This is a genomic window from Microbacterium resistens (assembly GCF_021172025.1).
GTDB lineage: Bacteria > Actinomycetota > Actinomycetes > Actinomycetales > Microbacteriaceae > Microbacterium > Microbacterium resistens.
In genome coordinates this window covers 3,281,777-3,308,632 of sequence record NZ_CP082781.1, presented here as the reverse complement: position 1 = coordinate 3,308,632, position 26,856 = coordinate 3,281,777, and the positions used below count along the sequence as shown (strand labels likewise).

Sequence of the window (26,856 nt, the reverse complement as noted above, 5' to 3'; positions counted from 1 at the left end):
GCGGCTCCTCCGACGCTAGTCAATCGATAATCGACTAGCAAGCATCGATATTCATGGCTGCCTCATTCCCCACAAATCCACCACTTTCCATCAGTTTCGGACTATTGAGTTCTCCGGTTGACGCAGCCGTAATCCGCCGGAAATACTAGGGACGCCCGAGACCGCACGTCGAGAGTGCGGACACATCACCCCAGGCCAAGGATGACCTAGATGACAGAACAGACCATTTCCTCACAGATAGGAACAGGTCGTCGGCCCCGTCGCCTCTCGGACGGGATGTTCGCCCTCTTCCTCACGGCTCCCGGCCTCGCCCTTCTCGCCGCCGTCGTGGTGTACCCGCTGATCACGGCCCTCATCACCGCGTTCTACAAGCAGAGCCTCGTCGAGCCCGGCCGCGAGTTCGTCGGCCTCCAGAACATCGTCGACGTGCTGACCGGCGAGTTCTTCCCGCTCCTCACCCAGACGCTCGTCTTCACGCTGGGAACGACCGTCGCGCCGTTAGTGATCGGCTTCGGCCTCGCCCTCGCCCTGAACACGCGCCTGCGCGGTGCCAAGGTGCTCCGCGGGCTCATGCTCATCCCGTGGCTGATACCGGGCGTCGTCGTGTCGTTCCTGTGGATGTGGATCTTCAACGCCAACTACGGCGTGCTCAACGCCGCGCTGGAGACCGTCGGGCTCATCGACTCGCCGCAGGCGTGGCTCGCGAACCCCACCACCGCCATGATCGCCGTGATCGTCGCGAAGACGTGGCAGTCGTTCCCCTGGATGATGGTCATGCTCCTCGCCGGCCTGCAGACCGTGCCGATCGAGCTGCACGAGGCCGCCGAGATCGACGGCGCCGGCACCATCCACCGCTTCTTCTCCATCACGGTGCCGCAGATGAGCGGCATCATCGGCCTCGTGATCCTGCTGGAGTTCATCTGGAACTTCCAGCACTTCGACATCATCTACGTCCTCACCGGCGGCGGTCCCGCCGGCTCCACGCAGACGTTCGCCACCGCGGTGTACGAGACCGCGTTCGACGGCTTCGACCTCGGGCACGCCGGGGCGATCGGCCTGCTCTGGATGATCCTGCTGATGGCGCTCGTCGTCGTCTACGTCCGCCTGTCCGAGAAGGGGGAGAAGCGATGACCGCCGTGCTGACCGAGGAGACGGTGACCGCCGTCTCCGCCCCGCCCGCCGCGCCGCGCCGCCGGCGCCACCGCGCCGACCGCCGGGCCTCCACCGTGAGCGCGTGGATCGCCGTGGTCGTGTTCGGCGGGTTCGCCCTGCTGCCCGTGTACTGGCTGCTCGCGACCTCGCTCACCCCGCGCACCGAGGTGTTCAGCTACCCGCCGAAGCTGTTCCCCACCGAGATCACGTTCGAGGCGTACGCGGCCCTCGCGAACAACCCGGCCCTGTTCGGCTACCTCCGCAACAGCATCGTCGTCTCCGTCATCACCGCGATCCTGTCGGTGCTCGTGTCGGCGTACATGGGCTACGCGTTCTCGAAGTTCCGCTACCGCGGCCGGCGCAGCCTCATGTACTTCGTGCTGGCCTCGCAGATGTTCCCGCAGGCGCTGCTGCTCATCACCCTCTACGCCGTGTTCTCGGCCTACGGCCTGCTCAACACGTACACGGCGCTCGTGCTGTCGTTCACGACGTTCACCCTGCCGCTGTGCGTATGGATGCTGAAGGGCTTCTTCGACACCATCCCGGACGAGCTCATCGAGGCCGCCCGTGTCGACGGCGCTTCGCGGATGCGCATCATCCACTCGATCGTGCTGCCCCTGGCCGCGCCGGGCCTCATCGCCGCGGGCCTGTTCGCCTTCGTCCGCGGCTGGAACGACTTCATCTTCGCCCTCACGCTCGCCGGACCCGACAAGCAGACGCTGCCTCCGGGACTCGTCAACACCTTCATCGGCGAGGCGTCCACGGCCTGGCCGGAGCTCATGGCGGCCTCGCTCGTGGTCTCGCTCCCCGTGGCCATCGCGTTCATCGCCCTGCAGCGCTTCCTCGTCGGCGGGCTCACCGCCGGCGCGGTCAAGGGCTGACCCGCACCACCCCCTCATCCGCAGTCCCTCGAAGAAGAGAGCACCCCCATGTCCGAGAACACCACCGTCTCCCGTCGCCAGCTGCTGCAGTTCGCCGGGCTCGGCGCCGCCGGCCTCCTCCTCGCCGGCTGCATGCCGAGCGGCGGCGGCAGCGGCAGTCCGTCCTCCTCCCCCGGCGCCGGGCTCGGCGCGGGCGACTTCACCGCCTCCGACTTCTCCTTCTCCAGCTGGTCGCTGACCGAGGAGGCGGCGGCGCCCGCGACCCGGGCCCTGCTCGACGGCTACAAGAAGACCAACGACGTCGGCATCACCGAGGTCTCCTTCCCCTACAACGAGTACTTCAAGCAGCTCATGCTCCAGGTGCGCGGCGGGCAGTTCACCGGCGCCGCGCACGTCGACGTCGCCTGGCTCGCCTCGCTGGCGGCGCTCGGCAAGCTCGAGGACGTCTCGGCGCTCACGAAGGGCCGCGGCTACACCGCGTCGAGCCTGGAGGCCACGCAGCTCGACGGGAAGCAGTACGCGTTCCCGTGGACGATCGGCGCGATCGGGCTCATCACGAACTCCGAGCTCCTGACGAAGGCGGGGATCTCCGCGTTCCCGACCACCGTGGACGACTTCGAGGCGGCGCTGAAGAAGCTCAAGTCCCTCGGCGGCGGACTCATCCCCTACGCTGCCTCGACCAAGGCCGCCCAGCTCAAGGACGTCCTGATCTGGATGCAGACGTTCGGCAGCGACCTCGTCAAGGACGGCACGGTCACGATCGGCGACGATGCGAGCATCGAGGCGGTGACCTGGTACAAGTCGCTGTACGACCAGGGTCTCATCGCCGCCGACGTCGACCGCTTCGACGCCCGCTCGCTGTTCGCCCAGGGCCGCGCCGCCATTTACGACGACGCCCCCGTGGGCCGCGCGTCCGTCACGAAGGACTCCCCGGACCCCGACCTGGCCTCCAAGCTCGTGCCCGAATCCCGCCCGGTGCTGAAGAACGGCGACACCCCGCGCGCGCTCGTCTGGGGCGGTGCCATCGCCGTCGTCGGCGGCGGTGCCGGAGACAGCACCCGCACGGCCGCGGACTTCGGCCAGTGGGCCACGAGCGACCTGAAGGCGGTGCTCGGCGACTACGCGCTGCGCGGCCTGCCGCCCGTGACCGAGGAGGCGCAGGCCTCGAAGGAGGTGGCGTCCGACGCGTTCGGCTCGCGCTTCGCCGAGAAGATCACGGCCACCGCGACCACCAACCCGTTCTGGCAGTACCCGCAGTACGCCCAGATCGAGACCGTGATCGCCGACCGCGTGCAGGCCGTCCTCGTGGGTCAGCAGAGCGCCGAGGACGCAATGGCGCAGGCCGGCGACGAAGCACAGAAGCTGCTGGGCTGAGGAGCATCGCCATGACGCTCCGCCCGAAGGCCGGCGCCACCGCTGCCGCCGCCCTCGCCGCACTCGTCCTCGCCGTGCCGGCTCCGGCCGCCGCCGCGGCACCCGACGTCGAGACCGTGCCCGTCACGGTCGACAGCTCCAACCAGTCCGGCTGGTGGAACCCGCTCGTCGTCGACGGCGACGAGACGTACTTCGCCTACAACGTGCCCGGCTCGGTGGCCGCGAAGCATCAGGTGAACCTGGCCGTCCGCGCCGCCGACGGCACGTGGACCTCAGGCTGCCTGCGCCTGGCCACCGGGGCCTGCGCGGAGTACACGGACGACAACGGCCACAACCAGCCCTCGATCGCGATCGACGGCGACGGCTACATCCACGCGTTCGTCTCGATGCACCACGAGCCGTGGAAGTACTTCCGCTCCACCGCGCCGTACGACGCGACCTCGCTCGTCGACGTGAGCGGAGAGATGCCCGACGCTGGCGCCGCGGTCTCCTACCCGGTCACGGCCCAGGGGGCGGACGGCGACGTCTGGCTCATGGTGCGGATCGGCGCCGACCCGCAGGCCCGCCGCGACGGCGTGCTCTACCACTACGACCCCGCCGCCGGGACGTGGAGCCGCGAGACGACGATCGCCGCCGCCGTGAACCACTCCTTCTACCCCGACGACCTCGCGGTCGACGCGAGCGGCAAGGTCCACGTGCTGTGGGAGTGGGGTCCCTGGCCCGCCGGTCCGTACCGCCACCTCGGCTCGTACGCGGTGTACGACCCGGCCGCGGGCGGCTTCCGCGACGTCGCGGGGCAGACCCTTCCGACCCCGATCCGTCCGGACACCCCGGGCGCGGTCGTGTGGCGCGGCTACGAGCCCGGCGAGAGCATCGGCGCCGCGGTGCCGGCTGTGCAGACCGCGAAGATGGCCCTCGCCGACGGCGAGCTCGTGGGCGTGACCTATCGGTACGCGGACCAGACCGAGAACGCCTTCGACGTCCGCTGGGCCACATGGAACGGCACGGCCTGGACGAGCGAGACCCTCATCGACGCGGACGCCCTCGGGGGCGGCGTGCAGACCGTCGCCGCGCTCGACACGACGACCGCGAGCGGCGAGACCCGCGTGTACGCCGTGGTGTCGGTGCCGGGCTGCGGCGTCACCCGCAGCCAGACGGTGCTGCTGACCGCCGGAACGTCCGGATGGACTGCCGACACCGTGGGCGAGCCGGTCGTCGGCCAGCAGCGCCTGCGCGCAGCGACCCGCACCGACGGCACCGACATCGTGTACCTCAGCGCCCCGACGGTCCCCGGCGGCGGCACGCTGCGGCACGCGGAGATCCCGCGTGACGGCCACGCCGGCGCCAGCACGGTCGCCGACATCGTGGCCGCCCTCGGTTGCGATGCCGGCGGTGCGACCACGGCCCTCGGCGGCACCGCGACCGCATCCCCGCTCCGCGGCGACCCGTCCGACTCCGCCGCCGACGTCGACCGCGGCTCCGAGATCGACGCGATCGCCGCCCCCTGAGCGGCACCACCACCCCTCCCGAAAGGAACCCACCCCATGCGCACCCAGACCGTCGAAGCCGACATCATCGTCGTCGGCGGCGGCCTCGCCGGAGTGAGCGCCGCCGTCGCGGCGGCTCGCCTCGGCCGACGTACCGTGCTGATCAACAACCGGCCGGTGCTCGGCGGCAACTCCTCCTCGGAGGTGAGGGTCTGGGTGTGCGGGGCGACCGCACACGGAAACCAGCGATGGGCCCGGGAGACCGGGATCATCGGTGAGATGTACCGGGAGAACCAGTTCCGCAACCCCGAGGGCAATCCCGTGTACTGGGACGACGTGGTGCTCGACATCGTGCGCCGTGAGCCCAACCTCACGCTGTTCCTCAACACGGAGGTCCTGGAGGCCGAGGCGACCGGGCCCGACGACGCCCGTCGGGTCCGGTCGGTCACCGGCTGGACCATGGGCTCCGAGATCCGCACGGTCTTCCGCGGGCCGCTGTTCCTGGACTGTACGGGCGACGGCCTGGTCGGCCGGCTCGTCGGTGCCCGACACCGGCTGGGCAAGGAGAGCCGGAGCGAGTTCGGCGAGGACTGGGCCCCCGAGCAGCCGGTGCGCGAGTTCCTCGGCTCGACGCTCCTCTTCTACACGAAGGATCTCGGGCACCCGGTGAAGTACGTCGCGCCGGAGAGCGCGAAGGACATCTCGACCACACCGATCCCCTCGTCGCGCATCATCCGCAGCGGCGACAGCGGCGCGCACTACTGGTGGATCGAGTGGGGCGGCACGCTCGACATCGTCGACGACAATGAGGCCATCCGCGACGAGCTGCGCTCCGTGATCCTCGGGATCTGGGATCACATCAAGAACTCGGGCGAGTTCGACGCCGACAACCTGACCCTGGAGTGGATCGGCAACCTCCCCGGCAAGCGCGAGTACCGCCGCTTCATCGGCGACTACACCCTGCGCCAGCAGGACATCCTGGGGCAGACCTCGTTCGACGACGGCGTCGCGTTCGGCGGCTGGTCCATCGACCTGCATCCCGCCGAGGGCATGTACGCGACGGGGGCGGGCGCGGTGCAGCGCTTCTCCGACGGCGTCTTCGAGATCCCGTTCCGCTCGCTGTACTCCGTCAACGTCGACAACCTGCTGATGGCGGGCCGCGACGTCTCGGCCACGCACATCGCGTTCGGTGCCGCCAGGGTCATGGCGACGTGCGCGGCGATGGGCGAGGCCGCGGGCACCGCCGCCGCCCTCTGCTACACGCACGACGCCACGCCCCGCGAGCTCTACACGCACCACCGCGCCGAGCTCCGGCAGACGCTCCTGCGCGCCGACGCCTCCCTCATCGGCGTCGCGAACGAGGACACCGCAGACCACGCCCGATCGGCCGTCGTCACGGCGTCCAGCACGCTGCGCACGATCGGCACCCCGGCGAGCGCGGTGGCCGACGCGGCCCCGCACACGCTCGTCGACGACCTCGGCATCGTCGTGCCCGTGCACCCGCGCCTGGACACGACCGAGCTGCTGCTCAGCGCCGAGATGGACACGCAGGTCACGGTGGAGGTCTGGTCCACGGGCCGACCGCAGAACGTCGTGCCGGCGGTGCTCGAGCACCGCACCGTGGTCGAGGTCCCGGCGGGCGGACCCTCCTGGGTGCGGGCGGAGACCCCCTTCTCCCCGGATGAGCCGCAGAACGCGATCGTCGTACTGCGCGCGAACCCGCAGGTGCAGGTACACCTCTGCTCGGCACTGCCGCCCGGAGTGCTCACCCTCGTGCACCGGGTCGACAACGACGACCGCAACGTGCAGGTCGACCGCGACGGCCTCCTCGTGCAGTGGCCGACCAAGCCGCTGCGCGGCCGGGTGCCGGCGTTCCGTACGAGTCCGGCCTCCGAGGCCATGGCGCCGGAGCGCTCCACCTCGGGCTACAACCGTCCCTACGGCGGGCCGCACCTCTGGGCGTCGGATCCGGAGGCGGAGGGCCCGCACTGGCTGCGACTGGACTGGGGGCGGCCGGTCACCGCCTCCGAGATCCGCCTCGTGTTCGACGACGACGTGGACCTCGAGCTCAACACCCTGCACCACCACCGCAGCCCCGACGAAGTCCTGCCGCAGCTCGTCCGCGACTACCGCGTCGAGGTGCGGGCGGACGGATCCGACGAGTGGCGGACCGTGGCGCAGGAGCACGACAACCGGCACCGGCTGCGGGTGCACCCGCTGCCGGCGGACCTCGGTCCCATCACAGCCGCCCGCCTCGTGGTGGAGCGGACGAACGGCGTCACGGAGGCGCGCGTGATCGCGTTCCGGGTGCAATCGTGACGGAGAGCGCTAACGTGAAGGGCATCCGTCGCCCCGGCGGAGACCGTCGTCCCTCCAGGAGGTCGCCCGTGACCACGGCGCCCGGCGACCGCGTGCTCCCGGTCGCGCGCGCCACCCGGACGGGGCTCATCGCCCTCGCCGTGCCGCATCTCGAGGAGCCGTACTTCGCCGAGCTCGGCTCGCGGATCGTGCGCGGCGCCGACGAGCGCGGGCTGGCCGTGCTGATCGTGCAGACCGAGGGCGACCACAGCCGCGAGATCGACGTCGCCAACGGCGTCGGCCTGCCGCCCATCGACGGACTGATCCACATCCCGCGCTCGCTCACGGTCGCCGACCTCACGCGCCGGACGTCCCCTGGCCCGCTCGTGCTGCTGGGCGAGCACATCCAGGTGAGCCCCTTCACCCACGTGACGATCGACAACCGCGCGGCCGCCGCCACCGCGACCGAGCATCTGCTCGCGGTGGGCTGCCGCCGGATCGGCTTCGTCGGGCGCCGGGACGCCCGCCCTTCGGACGCCGCCGATCGTCGGCACGTCGGCTATCTGGAGGCCCTGGCCGCCGCGGGGATCACGGCCGATCCCGCCCTCACCGCCCAGGTCGACGCGTTCACGGCCGAGGAGGGCGCGCGCGTCGCCGGAGCCATGGCCACCGCCGTCGCCGACCTCGACGGCATCGTCTGCTCGAACGACTCGGTCGCCCTCGGCGCCCTCGCCGCTCTGCAGGCCCAGGGACGCGACGTCCCGCGGGACATCGCCGTCGTCGGCATCGACGACATCCGGGCCGCACGTTTCGCCGTCCCTGCCCTCAGTACCATCGCCCCCGACCACGCCCGGCTCGTGGACGCCGCCTTCACGGAGCTGGAGCGGCAGATCTCCGCGCCTCCCGGGGCCGACCTCCCGGTGCGGCACGTGACGGTCGGCGCCCGCCTCATCCCGCGGGCGAGCACCGCACGATGACGGCGGCGGACTCAGTCCGCGAGGGCCGTCGCGAGCCCGTGCTCGCCGACGCCGCCCCTCGGCGCGACGTGCAGGGTGCCGACGTGAGCGGCGAGCCGCTCGCGTGCGGTCTCGTCGAGCCCGTCGTCGGTGATGAGACGGTCGATGTCGCTGAGGTCGGCGACGGTGGTGAGCCCGACCACCCCCCAGCGCCCGTGCTCGGCGAGGACGACGACCTCGCGTCCCGCGGCCATGAGCGCGCGGTTGGTCTCGGCCTCCAGGAGGTTCATGGTCGTGATGCCGGCCTGCTCGTCGAGGCCGTGGGCGTCGAGGAAGACGAGATCGCAGTGCAGGTGCTCGAGGGCGCGGACGGCGACCGGCCCGACGAGGGCCTGGGACGGCGTGCGCACGCCCCCGGTCAGCACCACCGTCTGCGTGTAGGGAGCGTCTGCGCGGTCCGGCGGCGAGAACAGGTCGGAGACCGGGAGGGCGTTGGTGACGACGGTGAGCTCCGGCACGCGCACGAGCTCCCGTGCGAGGGCGAGCGCCGTGGGGCCGCCGGAGATGCCGACGGCCATCCCCGGCTCGACGAGGCCCGCGGCCGTCGCCACGATCGCGCGCTGCTCCGCCGACGCCGCCGGCGCCGGCACGAGACGCGGGTTCCCGCGCGCCCGCACACCGCCGCGTATGCGCTCGACGGCGCCTTCCTCGGCCAGCTGGTCGATGTCCCGGCGCACCGTCATCTCGCTCACCCGCAGCATCGCGACCAGCTCGCCGATCGAGACGGTGCCGCGGTCGCGGGTCAGGGCGAGGATGCGCTCGCGTCGTTCCGTGACCAGCACGCGGTCTCCTTCCGATGGAGCCTCCAGTCTGCCACCCGGCCCGGCGACGTGCTGCGGCCGACCCGCCCCCGCCCGCCCCGCACCCGGAACAGGACCCCTCACCCCGCATGACCTTCCCCGCCCCGTACGACACCTGGTTCCCCGACGCCGCGTTCGACGGCAGCTACGGCCGGAGCGAGGCCGACCTCCGCGCCGTGCACCCCGTCCCCGCGCCGCCCGGCTTCGCCGATCGCTGGCGACGCTGGCGACGAGAGGCGGCGGCCGTGGACGCCGCCCCCGTCGTCCTCTCCGCCACCGAGGCGCAGGGCCGACGGGTGACCGTCGTCGAGCACTCGGGCGTGGACGGCGTGCGGCTGCGCGCGTGGGTCGTGCATCCCCGCTATGGGGCCCCGCGCGCGGGCGTCGTGCACGGTCACGGCTATGGCGGCCGCGATGCCGTCGATCTCGCGCGGGTGCCGGAAGACGTAGCGGCGGTCTACCCTGTGGCCCGCGGCCTCGGCACTCTGAACGCCGGGATCGGGGCGCCCGAGCCCACATCGGAGCACGTGCTCGCCGGCATCGACGACCCCGAGCGCTACGCCCTCGGGCTGTGCGCACGGGATCTGTGGCTGGCCGCCGACGCCCTGGTCGCTCTCGTCGGCGAACTGCCCCTCTACTACGTCGGCGAGAGCTTCGGCGGCGGCATCGGCGCGCTCGCCCTGCCATGGGACGACCGCTTCGTCGGCGCCACCCTCGTCGTGCCGAGCTTCGGCCAGTACGACGAACGCCTCGCCGTGCCGTGCCTGGGAAGCGGCGAGGCCGTCCGTCAGCACGTGCGGCGGCACCCGGAGGCCCGCGAGGTGCTGCGGTGGTTCGACGCCTCGACGAGCATCGGGTACGCCGGCCTCCCGGTCCGTGTGGAGGCGGCGCTGTGGGACCAGTACGTGCCGCCGCAGGGCCAGTTCGCCGTCGCCGCCGGGGCGCGCCTGCTCGATCTCGCGGTGCTTCCCGCGGGTCATGCCGAGTACCCGGGATGGCAGGACGTGACGGCGGACGCCATCCGCGGAGGCCGTGCGCACCTGGAGCGCGCGCTCGCGGGCTGAGCGCCGCCCGCGCCGACGGTCCCCGTGGAACGTCCGGACCTGCGCGATAGGGTGACCGAGGCGGAGGGATGCAGCGCCCCCTCCGGACGCACGGGGGAGGTGACGGTGAGCGGGAACGAGTCCGCGGATCCGCGGGACGACGAGGGCGACTTCCCGCCCGTCCCGCCCCTGGCGCCGCCACTGGGTCCCACGGCACCGCCGCCGTCGCCGGACCCCCTCGGGCGGACCGCTTCGCTCGGTCCCCCCGCCCCGCCCGGTCGCTCCGCTCCGCCCGGATCAGCCGCTCCGCCTCTGCCGTCCTACGCCGCGAACGCGTCCGGGGCCCCCTTCGGACCGGCCCCGGATGCGGCCGCACCGGCACCGCTGCCGCCCTACGCGCAGACATTCCCCTTCGATCAGGGCGCCGTCCCCGCGTCGCCCTCGCTCCCCGTGCCGCCCCGGAGGATGAACGGGACGCTCAAGGGTCTGCTGATCGCGGTGCCGATCTTCCTCCTGCTCATCGTCGGGGTCGGCGCGTGCAGCACGATCCTCACCGTCACGCGCGATGTGAGCAGCGAGCCGCTCGCGCCGTTCCCGACCCTCCCGCCGATCCCGACCCTCACCCCGGTGGCGCCGCCCTCGCCGCTGCCCACCGACGCCGGGGCCCCCTCCGCGGAGCCGGACCCGATACCCACGGACGATCCGGAGATCCCCGGAACCGACGCCGTGGGCGACCGGCTGGAGGCGCTCGCGGAACAGTACCGCCAGGCCAGGGACGACGGAACCCTCTGGGAGCGCATCCCCGACACGGAACGCAACCGCGCGGCCGTCTCCGCCTTCCTCTATCTCATCACCGACATGAAGATCGCGACGATCTGGGGGGTCGACAAGGAGACGCAGGCCCAGTACGCACGGGACGCACAGCTGCTCGAGGAACGCCTGCTCGCGCAGGAGCCGCTCGGGACCTCGGTGGAGATCACGTTCGAGGACGGACGCGTCTTCCGCTACGACGGCGAGACCGGCGAGGGCGGGTACACCGAGCCGGAGGGCTAGAGTGCGTTGATCAAGGTGGTGACGCGGGGCGGAAGTCGTTGCGGTTCCCGATAGCATCTTGGACGTGCGCGAGGAGCATCTGTTCGGTATCCGCCTGTACCCGGCGACAGCGTGCGCAGACGTCTTTTCCGGAACGCGCGAGATCGGCAGCGTCCACGATGGAGAGTTCCTGGTCATGGAGGACAGTGACGGGACGACATCGGTGTGTGACGTTGCGACAGGCGAATGTGCCCCGCTCAATCGCGACCGGAGAGCCACCGAGGGCTTCCTTGAGGCTTTCGCGGAGTATCTGAGCTCCGGGCCGCCTGCCCCGGCGTCGGTGACGATGACGGCTGATCAGGCTGCGGAGCGTCTTCGGGCTTTCCGGGAGGGGCAGGTTCGCCCTCGCGTCCTCCCCGCAGGCAATGGGCTCTCTCACCGCACACGGCTGAGGAAGCTCCGAAAGCGGCTCCACGCCATCGACAGCACCGCGACCGGGCCGGACTCCTGGTGGAGCGGACTCATCGAAGAGGCGGAGAACGACCTGCTCTGAGCGGCGCCACACCGAGACGGTGCGCAGCCGGATCAGGGCAGCGGCGGGGTCGTCGCGGGCGAGCCTGTCGGTTCGCATCGCAATGCCGCGCCACTGCTCGTCAGAGATCTCGCGACGCATCACTCATCAGACTCCCGACGAGCAGGTGAACACGTTGCGCGTTCCGGGCGTCGCCGCCCGCTGCGCCGGCGGTCACGTCTCCCGCCCAGACGGGGAAGAGCTCCGTCCGGCAACCGGCTCGACGAGCGGCGGCGGCTTCGGCTCGCCGAGCTTGACCACGACGACGCCCGCCAGCACCAGCGCTCCGCCGGCGAGCTGCCACGGCCCGGGGAGCTGGCCGAGCAGGAGCCATCCGAACAGCAGCGCGGCGACGACCTCCGCCAGGGCGACGAAGGAGGCCACGCGCGAGCCGAGCATGCGCGTGGACGCGATGCCGAGGACGTAGGCGAGCGCCGTGGCCAGGATCCCCACGGCGAGCACGGGGACGAACCAGGGCACCGTGCCGAACCGGTACGCGACGTCGGCCGTGGTCCATGCCATCGGAAGGATCCCGACCGCCCCCGCCGCGGTCAGGCCGAGGGCGCCGACGAGCAGACCGGATCCCGCGAGCGCGATCGGCGGCAGCCCGGTGTCCACCCGTCCGGACAGCAGGAAGTACGCCGCCGCGCCGGTCATCGCGCCGAGCGCCCACAGGATCCCGACGGGGTCGATCCGGGCGCCGGTGAGCACGTCCAGCATCAGGACGAGCCCCGCGAACGCGACGGCGGCGCCGAAGGCGCTGCGCGCGGTCGGGCGCTCCCCGCGCCGGATCCACAGCCAGAGGACCACCGCCACCGGCGCGGTGTACTCGACGAGCAGAGCCACCCCGACGTCCATCACGGCCACGGCCTGGAAGTAGCAGAGCTGGGTCGCGGCGACGGCGAGCAGGCCGTAGGCGGCGATCATCCCGAGGTTGCGCCGCACGACGGGCGCCTTCCCCCGCAGCGCCAGGACGGTGGGGATCAGGAGAACGAGCGCGGCCACCCACACGCGCGCCGTCACGGCGGCCCCGGGCGTCCACCCGGCGTCGATCAGGCCGCGCGCCCACGCCCCCGACATCCCGAACGACACCGCGGCCGCGACCGCGACGAGCAGACCGGTGCCGGTCGTGCGCCGGCCGGTCATGTCATCGGCGTATGCCTCCATGGGATGTGACGCTAGGCCCGCGCCGCGTAAGCTGTCAACATGCTCTTCACCGATGACACGACGGAATCCCTCCGCGCTGCTGTCCACCTGGTGAACACCGCCGAGCCCCCGGACACGCTGGACACGCCCGCACGGGTCGAGGCCTTCCTGGCCGCACACCCCTACACGGGGCGGATCGACCGCGACGAGGCCGAGCTCCGCGCTCTCCGCAGCCTCCGCCCGCGGCTGCGCACGATGCTGCTGGCGCCGCGCGACGCGATGGCCGACGCGGTCAACGCCGCACTCGCGGACGTCGCGCTCGCCCCCCGCCTGACGCGGCACGGCGACACGGACTGGCACCTGCACGCGGTCGGCGACGACCGCCCCCTCGACGAACGCATCCTCATCGAGACCGCCATGGCCCTCGTCGACGTGATCCGGGCGCACGAGGGCGACCGGATCACGGTCTGCGCAGACGCCGACTGCGCCGCGCTCGCGCTGGACCTGTCCCGCAACCGCTCCAAGCGCTACTGCTCGACGACCTGCGCCAACCGCAACGCGGTCGCCGCGTACCGCGCGCGCCGGCGCACCTCGTGACCGGTCGTGCGGTACGGGTCAGCCGTTCACGACCCCCTCGAACAGCCCGATGTGGTTCCCGTCCGGATCCACGATCACGGCCCACGCGCTCGTGTCGGTGATCGGCTGCCGTTCCATCGCGACCGAGCCGCCGGCCTCCTTCGCCGCCGCGATCGTCTCCTCGATCGAGTCCACCTCGACGTACGAGCGCGGCTGCGTGAACCCGTCCCCGCGCGGAGCGAGCCCGCCGCCGGAGATGCCGTTCGGCGCCTGCCACATCGGGTAGCCCTCGAACCCGGGCATCTCCGAGATGTCCCAGCCGAACAGGCCCGAGTAGAAGGCCGTCGCCCTCACCAGGTCCGACACCGGGATGTCGATGTGCGTGATGTCGCCGTGTGCCATGTCCGCATCCTCTCCTCGGGCCCCGATGGCTCGACGCGGACAGTCTCGTCCCCGCCGACACGCGGCACAAGACCCCGGCTCAGGACGACGGGTGACCGACCACGCCCTTGCGCAGCAGGGCGTTGCCGTACGTCCGCGTCTCGCCGGTGCGCACGATGAGATACGCCGCCCGTGCGACGTCGTAGTAGGCGAAGCGCTCCACGAACGCCGTCGTCGCCTCGTCCGTCCCGGCGGCGGCCATCAGCTCGCGCTGGACGGGCAGCACCGCCCCGTCCGCGGACGCCATCAGGTCCATCCCGGGCACGTCGTCCAGAGGGAGGACGGAGCGGACGGCCGCGACGACGGCCGGCGTGCTCGTCCCGGGGAGATCCACGACCCGCGTCCCCAGCGCCCAGGCGGGGAAATGTGAGTCCGCGACGACGACCGCGTCCGAATGGCCCATCCGGTCCAGGTGCAGCAGCAGCTCCCCGGTGAGCAGGGGATGGATTCCTTCGAGCACGGCTCCTCCTTCGGTCGGTCCGCCCTCAGGCGGGGATCAATCCCTCCGACGCCAGCTCCGCCCAGAGCGCGTCAGGGATGTCGAGTCCGGCAAGCTCGGCGTTCTGCCGGAGCTGGGCGGGGCGACTGCCGCCCACGACGACGCTGCGGACGACGTCCGACCGCAGGGGGAACTGGATGGCCGCGGCCGGGAGGGGAACCTGGTGGGCCCGGCACACCGCCGCGATCCGGAGGAGGCGCTCCCAGAGCGCGTCGGGCAGCGCCCCGTACTCGTATCGCCCGTCCCGCGTCGGCTCGCTCTGCGCGAGCAGGCCGGAGTTGAACACGGACGCGGCGACGATACCGGTGCCCCGCTCCGCGCACGCCGGCAGCACGTCGGCCGCCGCGGGCTGCTCCAGCAGCGTGTACCGGCCCGCGACCATGACGAGGTCGAGATCCGCCGAGCGGACCGCGGCGGCGAGCGCCTCGGACACCATCGAGCCGACGCCGATCCGCCCCACCCCGCCGGCGGCGCGCACGGCCTCCAACGCGGGCAGCGCCTCGGCGAGCGCGAGGTCGAGGTCGTGGCGCTCCGGGTCGTGGAGGTACGCGATGTCGATCCGGTCGATCCCCAGTCGCTCCCGGGACTCGTCCAGGCTCGCCCGGATCCCCGCCTCGGAGAAGTCCCACACACGCCTCAGGTCGTCGGGCACGTGGAAGTCGTTGCCCGTGTCCAGCCCGCCCGAATGGTCGGGGTTCGGGCGCAGCAGCCGCCCGACCTTCGTGGACAGCACGAACTCGTCTCGGGGCTTGGTCGCCAGGAACGCCCCGAGCCGGCGCTCCGACAGGCCCAGCCCGTAGTGCGGGGCGGTGTCGTAGTGGCGGATCCCGCTCTCCCACGCCGCGTCGAGCACCGCCCACGCCTCGGCGTCCGTCAGCGGGCGGAACAGGTTGCCGACGTTCGCCGCCCCGTATCCCAGGGTCGGCAGGGGGACGAGCGGATCGGTCCGAGGATCAGGCGTCGACACGTCGCTCCCCCGTCGCCGCGAGCTCGACCCCGGATCCGCCGCCCCAGAGGTGGGCGGCACGGCTGGCGGCCTTCATCTCCATGCCCGCGCCGGGGGCGGTGGGCGCCGTGTAGGAGCCGCCGCGGATGTCGGTCGGCACCACGAAGTGCTCGTGCAGGTGGTCCACGTACTCGATCATGCGGCCCTCGCGGGTTCCCGAGACCGCGACGAAGTCGAACATCGACAGGTGCTGGACGGCTTCGCACAGGCCCACGCCGCCGGCATGGGGGCACACGGGCACGCCGAACTTCGCCGCGAGCAGGAGGTTGGCGATGTTCTCGTTCACCCCGGCCACACGCACGGCGTCGATCTGCATGACTTGGATCGCCTCGGCCTGGAGGAGCTGTTTGAAGATCATCCGGTTCTGGGCGTGCTCTCCGGTGGCGACACGGATCGGGGCGATCCCCCGGGCGATCTCGGCGTGTCCGAGGATGTCGTCCGGACTGGTCGGCTCCTCGACCCAGGCCGGGCGGAACTCGGCGAGCGCCGTCACCCAGTCGATCGCCTCCGAGACCTCCCAGCGCTGGTTCGCATCGATCGCGATCGGGAAGTCGGGTCCGCACACCTCGCGCGCCTTCCGGAACCGCCGGATGTCGTCCTCCAGGTCGGCGCCGACCTTGAGCTTGATCTGCGTGAACCCGTCGGCGAGAGCCTCGCGCGCCAGCCGCTCCAGCTTCTCGTCCGAGTAGCCGAGCCAGCCGGGGCTCGTGGTGTACCCGGGGTAGCCGGTGGCGAGCAGCTCCGCCTCGCGCGCGGCCCGCCCCGGCTCGGCGGTGCGGAGGATCTCCAGGGCCTCCGCCGGCGTCAGCGCGTTCGTGAGGTAGCGGAAGTCGACGAGCCCGACGAGCTCCTCCGGCGTCATCCGGCTCAGCAGCTGCCACAGCGGCAGACCCGCCCGCTTGGCCTTGACGTCCCACAGCGCGTTGATCACGGCGCCGATCGCCATGTGCATGACGCCCTTCTCCGGGCCCAGCCAGCGCAGCTGCGAGTCGCCGACGATCTCGCGGAACGTCGCGCCCATGTCATCCAGGAGCGGTTCGACCTCACGTCCGACGAGGTGCCCGGCCAGGGCGTCGATCGCCGCGACCTGGACGTCGTTGCCGCGCCCGATCGTGAAGACGAACGCGTGGCCCTCGATCCCGTCCTCGGCGTCCGTGCGGATGACGACGTACGCCGCGGAGTAGTCGGGGTCGGGGTTCATCGCGTCCGAGCCGTCGAGGCTCAGCGACGTGGGGAAGCGGATGTCGCTGGTCTCCAGCGCGACGATACGGCTCACGGGGCTCCTCACTCGGCGGACCACGCGGAGGAGCGGGTCCCAACAGACAGTTGGAGTGTAAACATCCGATGTCTATACTGTCAACGCGGGAGCCGATCCAGGGGGTCGCGCAAGCCCGCCGTCCGTGCCGAAGGGAGAACCATGAAGTTCGCACGCCTGGGCGCGCCGGGATCCGAGATCCCGGTCGTCCTCGAAGAGGGCCGCTATCGGGACCTCCGGCCGCTGACATCGGATGTGAACGGCGCGTTCCTCGCCGACGATCCCGTGGCCCGGACCCGCGCCGCCCTCGAGGCCGGGCTGCTGCCCGAGCTCACGGACGCGGACGGCCTGCGCATCGGCGCCCCGATCGCACGCCCCAGCGCGGTCATCTGCATCGGGCAGAACTACGCCGCGCACGCCCGCGAGTCCGGCGCCGAGCCGCCGTCCGTGCCCATCCTCTTCCTGAAGACGCCGAACACGGTCGTCGGCCCGAACGACGCCGTGACCATCCCCCGCGGGAGCGACAAGACGGACTGGGAGGTCGAGCTCGGCGTCGTCATCGGCACCCGGGCGGCGTACCTCGACTCCCCCGACGAGGCCGCGGCGCACATCGCCGGCTACGTCGTCGCCAACGACGTCTCCGAGCGCGCCTTCCAGATGGAGGTGTCCGGCGGGCAGTGGTCCAAAGGCAAGATCGCTCCCGGCTTCAACCCGACCGGGCCCTGGCTCGTCACGCCGGACGAGGTCGACGTGCAGAACCTCCGCCTGCGCAGCTTCGTCAACGGCGAGCCGCGGCAGGACTCGAACACGAACGACATGATCTTCGACGTCGCGACGATCGTGCATCACCTGTCCCAGTACGTCGCGCTCGAGCCCGGCGACCTGATCCTGACCGGGACGCCGCAGGGGGTCGCCTTCGGCGGACGGTTCCCCTATCTGAGGCCCGGCGACGTGGTCGAGGTGGACATCGAGGGACTCGGCGGACAGCGACAGGAGTTCGTGGCATGGGAGGCGCAGAAGTGAGCGGGCAGGTCGACGGGCTCGTCGCCGTCGTGACCGGCGGAGCGTCCGGGATCGGCGCGGCCGTCGCGGCGCTGCTGCACGACCAGGGCGCCCAGGTCGCCGTGCTCGATCGCGACACGGCGAACGCGGATCCCCGGCACGCCGCCTTCACGGCGGACGTGTCGGATCGTCACAGCGTCGACGCGGCCATCGCCGCGGTCGGTGAGCGTTTCGGCCGCATCGACATCGTGGTGAACAACGCCGGCGTCGGCGCGCAGGGCGACGTCGCCGCCAACGACGACGACGAATGGGCCCGGGTGCTCTCGATCAACGTCACCGGGATCGCCCGCGTGACCGCCGCCGCCCTCCCGTGGCTGCGCCGCTCCCCCGCCGCGGCGATCTGCAACACCGCGTCCATCGCCTCGACGACGGGCCTGCCGCAGCGCGCGCTGTACAGCGCGTCCAAGGGCGCCGTGTCCGCGCTCACCCGCGCGATGGCCGCCGACCATCTCCGCGAGGGCATCCGCGTGAACGCCGTCAACCCGGGCACGGCGGACACCCCCTGGGTCGGCCGGCTTCTCGACGCGGCGCCGGACCCCGAGGCCGAGCGGGCCGCGCTCAACGCCCGCCAGCCGCACGGCCGCCTCGTCTCGCCCGACGAGGTCGCCGGCGCCGTCCTGTACCTGGTCAGTCCGGCATCCGGCTCGACGACCGGGACCTTCCTCGAGGTCGACGGCGGCATGGCGCAGCTCCGCCTCCGCCCCGAGTAGCCCTTCCTCGCCTCGCCGGGCCCTGTCCCGATCTGCACACGGACGCCCGATCCGCACACGTTCGGGCCGGAATCGTGTGCAGATCGGGACGGGGTGTGCAGATCGGGACCGAAAGCGATGTGCAGATCGGGACCGGGAGCGGCCGCCGGAGGGGTCAGCCGTGGGCGGCCTGGCGGAGCCAGCGCTCGACGCCCGCGATGTGCGCGGTCGCGAGGGCCGTAGCCAGCCCGGGATCGCGCTGGGCGATCGCATCCGCGATCGCCCGGTGCTCGGCGAGGGTCCGCTCCACCGCCCCCTGCTCGGTGAGACCGCGCCACACCCGGGCCCGGATCGTCTGGCTGGACAGCCCCTCCACGAGGCTGGAGAGGTAGCCGTTCCCCGCCATCCGCACGATCTCGCGGTGGAAGCGCAGGTCGTGCTCGACGAGGTCGTCGATCGAGACGCCGGCGTCGACGGCGTCGACCTCCTCCTGCAGCGCGTCGATCGCCGCGTCCTCGCCGTGTGACGCGGCGAGGCCCGTCGCCTGCGACTCCAGCATCCGGCGGACCGCGAACAGCTCGAGCAGCGAGTCGTCGTCGTGCATGTCCACGACGAAGCCGATGGCCTCCAGGAGCAGGTCCGGCTCCAGGCTCGTCACGTACGTGCCGTCGCCGCGACGGACATCGAGGACGCGGATGACCTCCAGCGCCTTGACCGCCTCCCGCATCGAGTTGCGGGACAGCCCCAGCCGCTCCGCCAGCTCCTTCTCCGGAGGAAGGCGATCGCCGGGCCCGAGCTCGCCGGACACGATCATCGCCTTGATCTTCTCGATCGCCTCGTCGGTGACAGCCATGCGGCCCAGCATAGCCAGTGATCGGATGTCTGCCCTCGGTTCGCCGGGCCGATGGGGCAGGATGGGCGGATGCGCCTCCTCGACTCGCACCTGCACCTCTGGGATCCGGATCGGCTCGACTACGCGTGGCTGGAGGGGCCGCTGCGCGCGCGCTTCGCCGTCGGGGAACTGCGCGCCTCCGCGATCCAGGGCTTCGAGGAGCAGGCGGCGGTGTTCGTCCAGGCCGATCCGGTCGAGTCGCAGACGCTCGACGAGGTCGGATGGGTCTCCGGGATCGCCGCCGCGACGGGGGTGCGAGGCATCGTCGCCGGGGCGCGACTGGATCGGGGGGCCGCGACCACGGCGCACCTCGCCGCGCTGGCCGCCTTCCCCCTGGTCGTGGGCGTCCGGCATCTGCTCCAGGGCGAGCCCGACGGTCTGGCGACCTCCCCCGCTTTCCTCGACGGCGCCGCGCTCGTCGCCGAGCGGGGCTGGACGTTCGACGCCTGCGTGCGGGCCTCCCAGCTCACGGACGTGGCCGGACTCGCGGCGGCCGTCCCGGAGCTGCTGATCGTGCTGGACCACCTCGGCAAGCCCGAGGTGGGCACCGCCGACGCCCCGCGATCGCCGGGGGCCGCCTGGCTCCGCGACCTGGACGCGCTCGCCGCGCACCCGCGGGTGAGCTGCAAGCTGTCCGGGCTGCCGGCGGAGGCGGGAGGCCGATGGGATGCCGCCCAGGTCGTCCCGTTCCTCGACGCCGCGCTGGAGGCCTTCGGACCGGACCGGCTGATGTGGGGAAGCGACTGGCCCGTGTCGGCCGTCCAGCCCGCGCCCGCCGGCGCCGCAGGGCGGGATGACACGGATGAGATCGTGGCTGCGGGCGCCCGGGAGGCGTGGGCGCGGACCGTGGCGACGTGGGCCGGCGACCGCGGCCTCGACGTCGACGCCGTCCTCTGGCGCAACGCCGAACGCTTCTACGACCTCAGATAGCACACCAGTATGCAGACAGTGCGTGATCGCCATTGCAAGCAGTTCACCCGCCTGTCCACACACACCGTGTCTGATACTGTGTGATTGTGCACCACACAATCGAGAGCTTGACACTCTCCGACCTCCGCCGGCTCCGCGACGAGGCTGCACGAGAGAACAAAGAGCTGAACGCGGAGATGCGTGCACTTGAATCTCGGACTGCGGCCAATCAGCAGACGATAGACCGTGTCGACTCGATCATCGCTGAAGTGAGGGCGCTCTACCCCGACGGCACCCCTTCGAACGATCACGCTCTTCCCGTTCTCCGGGGAGCGGAACGGGATCCGGGCGACGAAGGATTCGACGTCCAGTTCAACGGCGGCAAGGTCCGCTCCGTGGAAATGGTCCGCATCTTGATCGAGGAGTCCGCATCCGGACTCACGCGCGATCAGATTCACGAGCACTTCTTCGCACGGTGGGGACAGCAGTCGTGGGGAAATCCGAGAAACGCCCTGACGACAGCCATCGGCAGAGCGCTTCAGCGAGGGCTGATCCGTGAGCGCAAAAGCGGAGTTCTCGTAGCCCGGTGACCACGACGTTTCCCGAAAAGTCAACACTATTCGTGGATGAGAGCAAGAGCAACGGCTACTTCCTGGTTGCGACAACAAGCACGACCGGTGGAGTCCGCCGCACTTCTCAGTCCATTCGCTCGCTCGTGCGTCGCGGGCAACGACGTATCCATTTCAAGAGCGAGAGCCCGGCTTCCCGTAGGGCGCTCCTTTCGCGTTTTGGCGAACTGCAGCTGACGACTCATGTGTACGTCGTGAAGGGCTTGCAGGACGCCGTGGCCAGACCACGGTGCCTTGTGCAGCTCATCGAGGACGCCGCTGACTCCGGGGTTGTGGGGCTCTATCTAGAACGAGACGAGTCCGTCGAGGCGCGAGACCGCATCACGATTCGCGAGACGCTCCAGCGGGTCGGCTATCGCGAGCAACTCACCTACGAACACGTCTCTCCCAGCGATCAACCCCTGTTGTGGGTGAGTGACGCGGTCGCCTGGTGTCACCAGGCGGGAGGAGAATGGCGCCGTCGAGCGGATTCTCTGGTCAGTGGTGTGACGCAGTTGTAGTCCGTGATACTGCCGCCAGAAACGGCGCAAGCCTGGCTCGTCGCACCGTCCGGAAGACTGCCAGGCTTACTTCTCAGAGCTACTGCTCTTCGCCCCGCCAGTATAGCGCGATCTGACGTGATGACCAGGACCACGCACGCACCGACCCCGCGGGCGTCGGCCGGGCACCCGGTAGCCTCGATCGCATGACCGATTGGGCGGGCGAGGCGATCCGGAAGCTCGAGGCGGACTCCAACCGGAGCGCCGACACGCACCTGCATCTGTTCCCCCTCCCTGCGGAGTGGGGGATCGACCTGTACCTGAAGGACGAGTCGGTGCACCCCACCGGATCCCTGAAGCACCGGCTGGCGCGCTCGCTCCTCCTCTACGGCCTGGTCAACGGACGGATCCACGAGGGCACCACGCTCGTGGAGGCGTCCAGCGGCTCCACCGCCGTGTCCGAGGCGTACTTCGCCCGGATGCTCGGCCTGCCGTTCGTCACGGTCGTCCCACGCTCGACGAGCCAGGAGAAGATCGACCTCATCGAGTTCTACGGCGGGCGGTGCCACTTCGTCGACCGCGCCCCCGACATGTACCCGGAGGCCGAGCGCCTCGCATCCGAGTGCGGCGGCTACTACCTCGACCAGTTCACGTACGCCGAGCGCGCCACGGACTGGCGCGGGAACAACAACATCGCCGAGAGCGTCTTCGGCCAGCTCTCGCACGAGCGTCACCCGATCCCCGCGTGGATCGTCGTCGGCGCGGGGACCGGGGGCACCAGCGCCACGTTCGGCCGGTACGTCCGCTACCGCCGCCACGAGACCAGGATCGCCGTGGTGGACCCGGAGGGCTCGGCCTTCTACGGCGGCTGGAGCACCGGCGCCGCGGACTACACCACCGGCACGCCGAGCCGCATCGAGGGGATCGGCCGACCGCGCGTGGAGCCGTCGTTCGTGCCGAGCGTGATCGACGAGATGATCCAGGTGCCGGACGCCGCCTCGATCGCAGCGATCCGGCTGCTCAAGGAGCGCACGCTGCACTGGGCCGGCGGATCGACCGGGACGAACCTCGTCGGCGCGTTCGAGCTGATCGCCCGGATGCGCAACGAGGGGGTGCAGGGAAGCGTGGTGACGCTCATCTGCGACGGCGGCGCCCGCTACGTCGACACCTACTATTCCGACGAATGGGTCGCGGCCAAGGGCTGGGACCTCGCACGGCACCGCGCGCGGCTGGAGGAGTTCCTCGCCACCGGGCGGTGGTCCGCCGCGTAGGCCGGCACGGCGTCGGACACGGGCGCGGATCCGCGGGTGACGCGGGGGCGGGCCTCGCCTACGCTGGCGGCATGACCACGCTCATCCTCACCGTCGTCGGATCCGATCGCCCGGGCCTCGTCGCCGCCGTCGCCGACGTCGTCGACGCGCACGGCGGCAACTGGGAGAACAGTCGCCTGGCCGACCTCGCCGGCACCTTCGCCGGCGTCATCGAGGTGTCCGTCGCCGCCGAGCGAGCGGGAGAGCTGCGCCACGCCCTCGGAGAGCTGGACGGGATGCTGACGGTCACGGTGCACGACGGCGCCGCCCCGACCGCGGCCGGCGGCGAGCGGCGCATCTCGATCCAGGTGCTCGGGAACGACCGCCCGGGCATCGTGCGCGAGGTCTCCGGCGTGCTGTCCGCACACGCCCTGAGCATCGAGAGCATGACGAGCCAGACGCGGGACGCCGCCATGACCGGCGGCCGGCTGTTCGAGGCCACGGTCGAGGCGACGGTGCCGGCCGACGCCGATGCGGACGCCCTGCGCGCGGACCTGGAACGGCTCGCGAGCGAGATCCAGGTCGACATCGCGCTCGACTGACCCGCCGCGTTTCGACTCGCGGAGACCCCCGCTGAGCGAGCGAACACACCCGGTCGTTGAGCGAGGAGCGCAGCACCGAGACGAAACGGCGCCAGCTGCGGGTCACCGCGTTTCGACTCGCTCCGCTCGCTCAACGACCGAACACCGCCCCCGCCCCGGTCGTTGAGCGAGGAGCGAAGCACCGAGACGAAACGCGCCCAGCCCCGGGTCACCGCGTTTCGACTCGCTCCGCTCGCTCAACGACCGAAAGGGACCACCCCCGGTCGTTGAGCGAGGAGCGAAGCACCGAGACGAAACGCCGCCGGCTCGCGCCGCGGTCAGCCCACGACCCTCGTGGGCTGGATGTCGATCGCGTGGCCGGTGCCGCTCTCGATCGTCACCCCGAGCGTGTCCTGCGTGTCGAGGTAATAGAACTCGATGTCCGCGCCGGTGCTCCCGCCCATGATCGACGCGGCGCCGACGTCGGCGATCAGCTCGTCCGAGTCCTCCTTGGAGTGCTTCATGATCGCGATGTGCTGAACGCCCTCGCCGTGCCGGTCGAGGAACTCCTGGTAGATGCTGTCCCCGCCCGTCGGCTGGATCAGCTCGAAGCCGATCCCGCCCACCATCGTCTCGGCGCCGATCATGGTGAACTCGGCCGGCTCGCCGCGCAGGTGCGTGTCGTGCAGCAGCGGCGGGCCGTACTCGAACACCTTCCACGGCCCCCATCCGAGGCGCTCGGTGTATTCCTTCATGGACCGCTCGATGTCGCGGACCACGATGCAGATCTGGGTGATCTCATGCTTCGGGGCGGTGCCCGTCTTCTCGGTCATCTCTTCCTTCTCTCTCACGTTCTCGCTGGTTCCTGCCACTGGTCCGTCCGTCACACCATCAATGCCACGACCTCCTCCTCGCGCGCCGGAGACTCCGGCGTGGAGTCCACCTCGCCGACGACCTCGCCGTCGTGGAGGACCAGGATGCGATCCGAAAGCCCGATCAGCTCCAGCAGATCGTCGCTGACCAGAAGCACCGCGGCGCCCTGATCGGTCAGGTCCCGGAGGAGCTCGTAGATCTCCTCCTTGGCGCCCGCGTCCACGCCGCGGGTCGGGTTGTCCGCGATGATGACGTCCGCCCCCTCCCGCAGCCACTTCGCGAAGACGACCTTCTGCTGGTTTCCGCCCGACAGGGTGCGGACGGGCTGGTCGAGTCCCCGCCGCCGGATGCGGAGCCGCTCGGACCACGTCTGCGCGGCCGCTCGCTCCTCCCCCGCACGTCGCACCCGCAGCACGGGACCGCGCCCGAGGTCGACCTCGTTGATGTTCTCGACGATCGACATCCCGAGGCTCGCGCCCTCGGCGTGCCGGTGCAGCGGAATGTACGCCAATCCCGCCCGGACCCGCGCGCGCACGCCGCGGCGGAGCGGGCGGCCGTCGACCTCCACCTCGCCGGAGGCGGCGGTCGCTCCGAAGAGGGCGGCCGCCAGCTGGCTCTTCCCGGATCCGAGCAGCCCGCCGACGCCGACGATCTCCCCGGCCCGGATGTCGAGGTCGATCGGCTCCAGCCCCGCCGCGGACAGGCGACGCGCTGACAGGCGCACGTCGCCACCCGGGCCGCACTGGCGGTCCTTCCGATACATGTCGTCGGCGCGCTCCCGGCCCACCATCAGCCGGTGCAGCTCCGCCTCCGACGTCTCCGGGCCCACCTCCGCCACCACGGCGCCGTCCTTCAGGACGTAGAGGCGGTCCGAGAAGCGCAGCAGCTCGGGAAGCCGGTGCGAGACGAAGACGAAGGACGTCCCGGCGTCGCGGAGGGTGGTCAGGAGACGGAAGAACAGCTCCAGCTCATGCCCTGCGAGCGCGGCGGTCGGCTCGTCCAGCAGGATCACCGGCGACGACGCGCCGAAGATCCGCGACAGCGAGACCGCGCGCGCGATCTCGAGCAGCTGCCGTTCGCCGAACGTGTACGAGGCGACCGTCCGGTCCACGTCGATGTCGAGTCCCAGGTCGGACAGGACACGGCGGGCGTGCTCCCGCGCGCGGCGCTGCTGGAAGACGCCGGCCCGGCTGAAACGCTGCTCGGCGCCGAGGCAGAGGTTGACGTACACGGGCAGCCTCGCCACGAGGCTCTGCTCCTGGAACACACGGAACACGCCGTGCCCGGCCCCCTCCATCAGGGAGGACAGGACGACGGGCTCCCCGCCGATCCGCACCTCGCCCTCAGTGGGTCGCAGCGCGCCGCACAGGATGTCCATGACCGTCGACTTGCCCGCCCCGTTCTCCCCGATGAGACCCACGATCTCACCGGGGAGCACGCGCAGGGAGACGTCGTCGAGCACGCGGTTGGTGTCGAAGACCATCCCGACCCCCGACGCCTCGATGCGTGCCGCGGCGACGGATGTGCTCCCCGGTTCGATCGTCATCGTCGCCCTCCTACTTCTGCCCGAACGAGGACGAGCCGGAACGGGTCAGCTCGATCACTCCGCCCAACGGGTTCGAGACCGCGTGGGACAGGTACAGCTCGGCGACGCTCTGCACGGCACCGCCGTCGAGGTCCTTCCGGAAGGCCTCCGGCAGCGAGTACCCGCTCGGTGCGGGCTCGCCGATGCGGCCCCAGTAGTCGTCCGGGTCGATCGGGCGCAGCGGCACCTGGGTGTCCCAGTCCTCGCCGGCCTCGGCCCGCGACATGGCCTTCCAGTCGAACGGCAGCGGGTCGGCCTGGTAGACGACCTTCTGGTACTCCTCGGCGGCCTCGGCCGTGTCGACCGTCAGGGAGTCCTGGAACATCATCGACTCCGCCGGCGTGTACTCCTCGCCCTTGAACGCGTCGTACAGCCGCACGACGTTGTATCCGCCGAACCACGAGCCGTGGATCGCGACGGTGGCGGCGGCGTTGCCCCCGCTCTTCATGTCGTCCAGGAACTCGTCGATGGCGTCGATGCCGCCCACCTTGACGTCGGTCATCCCTCGGTCGCGCAGGGCGTTGATGACGGCGATCGCCTCGTCGTCGTTGTGGCAGATCACGGCGGCGACGTCCGGGTGCGCGGTCAGCAGGTCCTCGATGACCGGCTGGGTGGCCACGCGGTTCTCGCCCCCGCTCTCCTGCCCGACGAGCTCGACGTCGGGGAAGTCCTTCAGCGCGTTCTCGACCCCGAGGCGCCGCTCCTCCGCCGTGGTGTTGCCCGGAAGCCCGGTGATGTGGAGCACCTTGCCCTTGCCCCCGATCTGGGTGAGCACGGACGTGGCCATGTTGTACGAGTCCTGCACGTTGTCCGGCAGGAAGTAGCCGACGTAGTGGTCGTCGAACTCGGCATCGGCCGGCGTGGACCAGGCCTGGTTGGAGAAGATGTTCGTGACGTAGATGCCCTGCTCCGTCGCCGCCGAGATGAGCGTCGGCGAGGAGGCCTGGTCCTGCGCGAACAGCAGCGCCATGTCGACGCCCTTGGATCCGGCCTGCTGCACCTGGCTGAGCTGGGTGTCGGTCGAGTCGCCGTAGACCTGCACGTCCACGGTCAGCCCGAGAGCCGCGCCGGCCTGCTCGGCGCCCTTGATGACGTCGGCCCAGTACGAGTTGTCCATGGTCGGGACCTGGACCATGACGATCGGCGCATCGGGATCGGCGGCTTCGGCGGCATCGCCCTGCGGGCTCGCGCATCCGGAGACGACGGCCGCCAGGCCCACGGCGCTGGCGAGGGCGGCGGCGCGGGCCGGCCACCTTCTCTTCGAGGTGTTCATCGTGCACACTCCTTCGTGTTCGGTTCGATTGCGGGGTGGTGGCGGCGCGGCCGCCGG

At 71.3% G+C, this 26,856-nt stretch carries 27 protein-coding genes; 17 read left to right on the top strand and 10 right to left on the bottom strand.

Going from position 1 to position 26,856, the window contains the following annotated elements; genetic code table 11:
- Positions 1 to 276: 276 nt before the first annotated feature.
- From K8F61_RS15635 to K8F61_RS15610, 6 genes are all read left to right on the top strand, one after another.
- Complete coding sequence (locus tag K8F61_RS15635) at positions 277 to 1,131, top strand: carbohydrate ABC transporter permease (RefSeq protein ID WP_231819778.1); 855 nt, start codon at positions 277 to 279, stop codon at positions 1,129 to 1,131.
- Positions 1,128 to 2,033 (top strand): carbohydrate ABC transporter permease, encoded by a 906-nt coding sequence (locus K8F61_RS15630; RefSeq protein WP_231819777.1) that lies wholly within the window; start codon positions 1,128 to 1,130, stop codon positions 2,031 to 2,033. Before K8F61_RS15635 ends, K8F61_RS15630 begins: the two co-directional genes overlap by 4 nt.
- A gap of 48 nt (positions 2,034 to 2,081) precedes the next feature.
- The gene (locus K8F61_RS15625) at positions 2,082 to 3,407 is read left to right on the top strand and encodes an extracellular solute-binding protein (protein WP_231819776.1); all 1,326 of its coding nucleotides are present in this window, start codon (positions 2,082 to 2,084) and stop codon (positions 3,405 to 3,407) included.
- A gap of 11 nt (positions 3,408 to 3,418) precedes the next feature.
- A complete protein-coding gene (locus tag K8F61_RS15620; protein ID WP_231819775.1) occupies positions 3,419 to 4,915 on the top strand; it encodes a BNR-4 repeat-containing protein in 1,497 nt (498 codons plus the stop codon).
- Positions 4,916 to 4,951: 36 nt separating this feature from the next.
- Positions 4,952 to 7,213 carry an FAD-dependent oxidoreductase gene (locus K8F61_RS15615; RefSeq protein ID WP_231819774.1) on the top strand — a complete coding sequence of 754 codons (2,262 nt, stop codon included), beginning with the start codon at positions 4,952 to 4,954 and terminating at the stop codon, positions 7,211 to 7,213.
- Positions 7,214 to 7,281: 68 nt separating this feature from the next.
- Positions 7,282 to 8,169, top strand: coding sequence for a LacI family DNA-binding transcriptional regulator (locus K8F61_RS15610; RefSeq protein ID WP_231819773.1), 888 nt, complete (start codon positions 7,282 to 7,284; stop codon positions 8,167 to 8,169).
- Positions 8,170 to 8,180: 11 nt separating this feature from the next.
- On the opposite strand, the gene K8F61_RS15605 is transcribed toward K8F61_RS15610, so the two are convergent.
- Positions 8,181 to 8,990 carry a DeoR/GlpR family DNA-binding transcription regulator gene (locus K8F61_RS15605; protein ID WP_231819772.1) on the bottom strand — a complete coding sequence of 270 codons (810 nt, stop codon included), beginning with the start codon at positions 8,988 to 8,990 and terminating at the stop codon, positions 8,181 to 8,183.
- Positions 8,991 to 9,097: 107 nt separating this feature from the next.
- Between K8F61_RS15605 and K8F61_RS15600 the strand changes: the two genes are divergently transcribed.
- The 3 genes from K8F61_RS15600 (at position 9,098) to K8F61_RS15590 (ending at position 11,636) form a co-directional block, all read left to right on the top strand.
- A complete protein-coding gene (locus K8F61_RS15600) occupies positions 9,098 to 10,072 on the top strand; it encodes an acetylxylan esterase (protein WP_231819771.1) in 975 nt (324 codons plus the stop codon).
- A 444-nt stretch (positions 10,073 to 10,516) separates the two neighbouring features.
- Complete coding sequence (locus tag K8F61_RS15595) at positions 10,517 to 11,104, top strand: hypothetical protein (RefSeq protein ID WP_231819770.1); 588 nt, start codon at positions 10,517 to 10,519, stop codon at positions 11,102 to 11,104.
- A gap of 64 nt (positions 11,105 to 11,168) precedes the next feature.
- Positions 11,169 to 11,636 (top strand): hypothetical protein, encoded by a 468-nt coding sequence (locus K8F61_RS15590; RefSeq protein ID WP_231819769.1) that lies wholly within the window; start codon positions 11,169 to 11,171, stop codon positions 11,634 to 11,636.
- A 192-nt stretch (positions 11,637 to 11,828) separates the two neighbouring features.
- On the opposite strand, the gene K8F61_RS15585 is transcribed toward K8F61_RS15590, so the two are convergent.
- Positions 11,829 to 12,800, bottom strand: coding sequence for an EamA family transporter (locus K8F61_RS15585; RefSeq protein WP_231819768.1), 972 nt, complete (start codon positions 12,798 to 12,800; stop codon positions 11,829 to 11,831).
- A 60-nt stretch (positions 12,801 to 12,860) separates the two neighbouring features.
- Here K8F61_RS15585 and K8F61_RS15580 point away from each other — a divergent pair, with 60 nt between their 5' ends.
- Entirely contained in the window at positions 12,861 to 13,397 is a 537-nt protein-coding gene (locus K8F61_RS15580; protein WP_219086736.1) for a CGNR zinc finger domain-containing protein, read from the top strand.
- Between the two features lie 18 nt (positions 13,398 to 13,415).
- Here K8F61_RS15580 and K8F61_RS15575 read toward each other — a convergent pair whose 3' ends face one another.
- The 4 genes from K8F61_RS15575 to K8F61_RS15560 form a co-directional block, all read right to left on the bottom strand.
- A complete protein-coding gene (locus K8F61_RS15575; protein WP_219086734.1) occupies positions 13,416 to 13,778 on the bottom strand; it encodes a VOC family protein in 363 nt (120 codons plus the stop codon).
- Between the two features lie 79 nt (positions 13,779 to 13,857).
- Positions 13,858 to 14,277: an RbsD/FucU family protein gene (locus K8F61_RS15570; RefSeq protein ID WP_231819767.1), complete on the bottom strand. Its 420-nt coding sequence runs from the start codon at positions 14,275 to 14,277 to the stop codon at positions 13,858 to 13,860.
- Positions 14,278 to 14,302: 25 nt separating this feature from the next.
- Positions 14,303 to 15,283, bottom strand: coding sequence for an aldo/keto reductase (locus K8F61_RS15565; RefSeq protein WP_231819766.1), 981 nt, complete (start codon positions 15,281 to 15,283; stop codon positions 14,303 to 14,305).
- On the bottom strand, positions 15,270 to 16,598 hold the full coding sequence (locus K8F61_RS15560) for an L-fuconate dehydratase (protein WP_231819765.1): 1,329 nt from the start codon (positions 16,596 to 16,598) through the stop codon (positions 15,270 to 15,272). Before K8F61_RS15560 ends, K8F61_RS15565 begins: the two co-directional genes overlap by 14 nt.
- A 141-nt stretch (positions 16,599 to 16,739) precedes the next feature.
- Between K8F61_RS15560 and K8F61_RS15555 the strand changes: the two genes are divergently transcribed.
- Together K8F61_RS15555 and K8F61_RS15550 are read left to right on the top strand one after the other, a co-directional pair.
- Entirely contained in the window at positions 16,740 to 17,600 is an 861-nt protein-coding gene (locus K8F61_RS15555) for a fumarylacetoacetate hydrolase family protein (protein ID WP_231819764.1), read from the top strand.
- On the top strand, positions 17,582 to 18,349 hold the full coding sequence (locus K8F61_RS15550) for an SDR family NAD(P)-dependent oxidoreductase (protein WP_231819763.1): 768 nt from the start codon (positions 17,582 to 17,584) through the stop codon (positions 18,347 to 18,349). The genes K8F61_RS15555 and K8F61_RS15550 overlap by 19 nt, the downstream gene beginning before the upstream one ends.
- Positions 18,350 to 18,503: 154 nt before the next feature.
- Here K8F61_RS15550 and K8F61_RS15545 read toward each other — a convergent pair whose 3' ends face one another.
- Positions 18,504 to 19,181: a FadR/GntR family transcriptional regulator gene (locus K8F61_RS15545; RefSeq protein WP_231819762.1), complete on the bottom strand. Its 678-nt coding sequence runs from the start codon at positions 19,179 to 19,181 to the stop codon at positions 18,504 to 18,506.
- 69 nt (positions 19,182 to 19,250) lie between these two features.
- Between K8F61_RS15545 and K8F61_RS15540 the strand changes: the two genes are divergently transcribed.
- The 5 genes from K8F61_RS15540 (at position 19,251) to K8F61_RS15520 (ending at position 23,089) form a co-directional block, all read left to right on the top strand.
- Positions 19,251 to 20,150 (top strand): amidohydrolase family protein, encoded by a 900-nt coding sequence (locus tag K8F61_RS15540; protein ID WP_231819761.1) that lies wholly within the window; start codon positions 19,251 to 19,253, stop codon positions 20,148 to 20,150.
- A 107-nt stretch (positions 20,151 to 20,257) separates the two neighbouring features.
- Positions 20,258 to 20,719 carry a hypothetical protein gene (locus tag K8F61_RS15535; RefSeq protein ID WP_231819760.1) on the top strand — a complete coding sequence of 154 codons (462 nt, stop codon included), beginning with the start codon at positions 20,258 to 20,260 and terminating at the stop codon, positions 20,717 to 20,719.
- Positions 20,716 to 21,258 (top strand): hypothetical protein, encoded by a 543-nt coding sequence (locus K8F61_RS15530; RefSeq protein ID WP_231819759.1) that lies wholly within the window; start codon positions 20,716 to 20,718, stop codon positions 21,256 to 21,258. The genes K8F61_RS15535 and K8F61_RS15530 overlap by 4 nt, the downstream gene beginning before the upstream one ends.
- Before the next feature lie 185 nt (positions 21,259 to 21,443).
- Complete coding sequence (gene cds1, locus K8F61_RS15525) at positions 21,444 to 22,508, top strand: L-cysteine desulfhydrase Cds1 (RefSeq protein ID WP_231819758.1); 1,065 nt, start codon at positions 21,444 to 21,446, stop codon at positions 22,506 to 22,508.
- 71 nt (positions 22,509 to 22,579) lie between these two features.
- Positions 22,580 to 23,089 carry a glycine cleavage system transcriptional repressor gene (locus K8F61_RS15520; protein ID WP_231819757.1) on the top strand — a complete coding sequence of 170 codons (510 nt, stop codon included), beginning with the start codon at positions 22,580 to 22,582 and terminating at the stop codon, positions 23,087 to 23,089.
- A gap of 317 nt (positions 23,090 to 23,406) precedes the next feature.
- On the opposite strand, the gene K8F61_RS15515 is transcribed toward K8F61_RS15520, so the two are convergent.
- From K8F61_RS15515 to K8F61_RS15505, 3 genes are read right to left on the bottom strand one after another with little or no spacing between them, the layout of a single operon-like run.
- Complete coding sequence (locus K8F61_RS15515; protein ID WP_231819756.1) at positions 23,407 to 23,901, bottom strand: VOC family protein; 495 nt, start codon at positions 23,899 to 23,901, stop codon at positions 23,407 to 23,409.
- Between the two features lie 50 nt (positions 23,902 to 23,951).
- Positions 23,952 to 25,487: a sugar ABC transporter ATP-binding protein gene (locus K8F61_RS15510; protein ID WP_067242608.1), complete on the bottom strand. Its 1,536-nt coding sequence runs from the start codon at positions 25,485 to 25,487 to the stop codon at positions 23,952 to 23,954.
- A gap of 10 nt (positions 25,488 to 25,497) precedes the next feature.
- Positions 25,498 to 26,799: a sugar ABC transporter substrate-binding protein gene (locus K8F61_RS15505; protein WP_067242610.1), complete on the bottom strand. Its 1,302-nt coding sequence runs from the start codon at positions 26,797 to 26,799 to the stop codon at positions 25,498 to 25,500.
- Positions 26,800 to 26,856 lie beyond the last annotated feature (57 nt).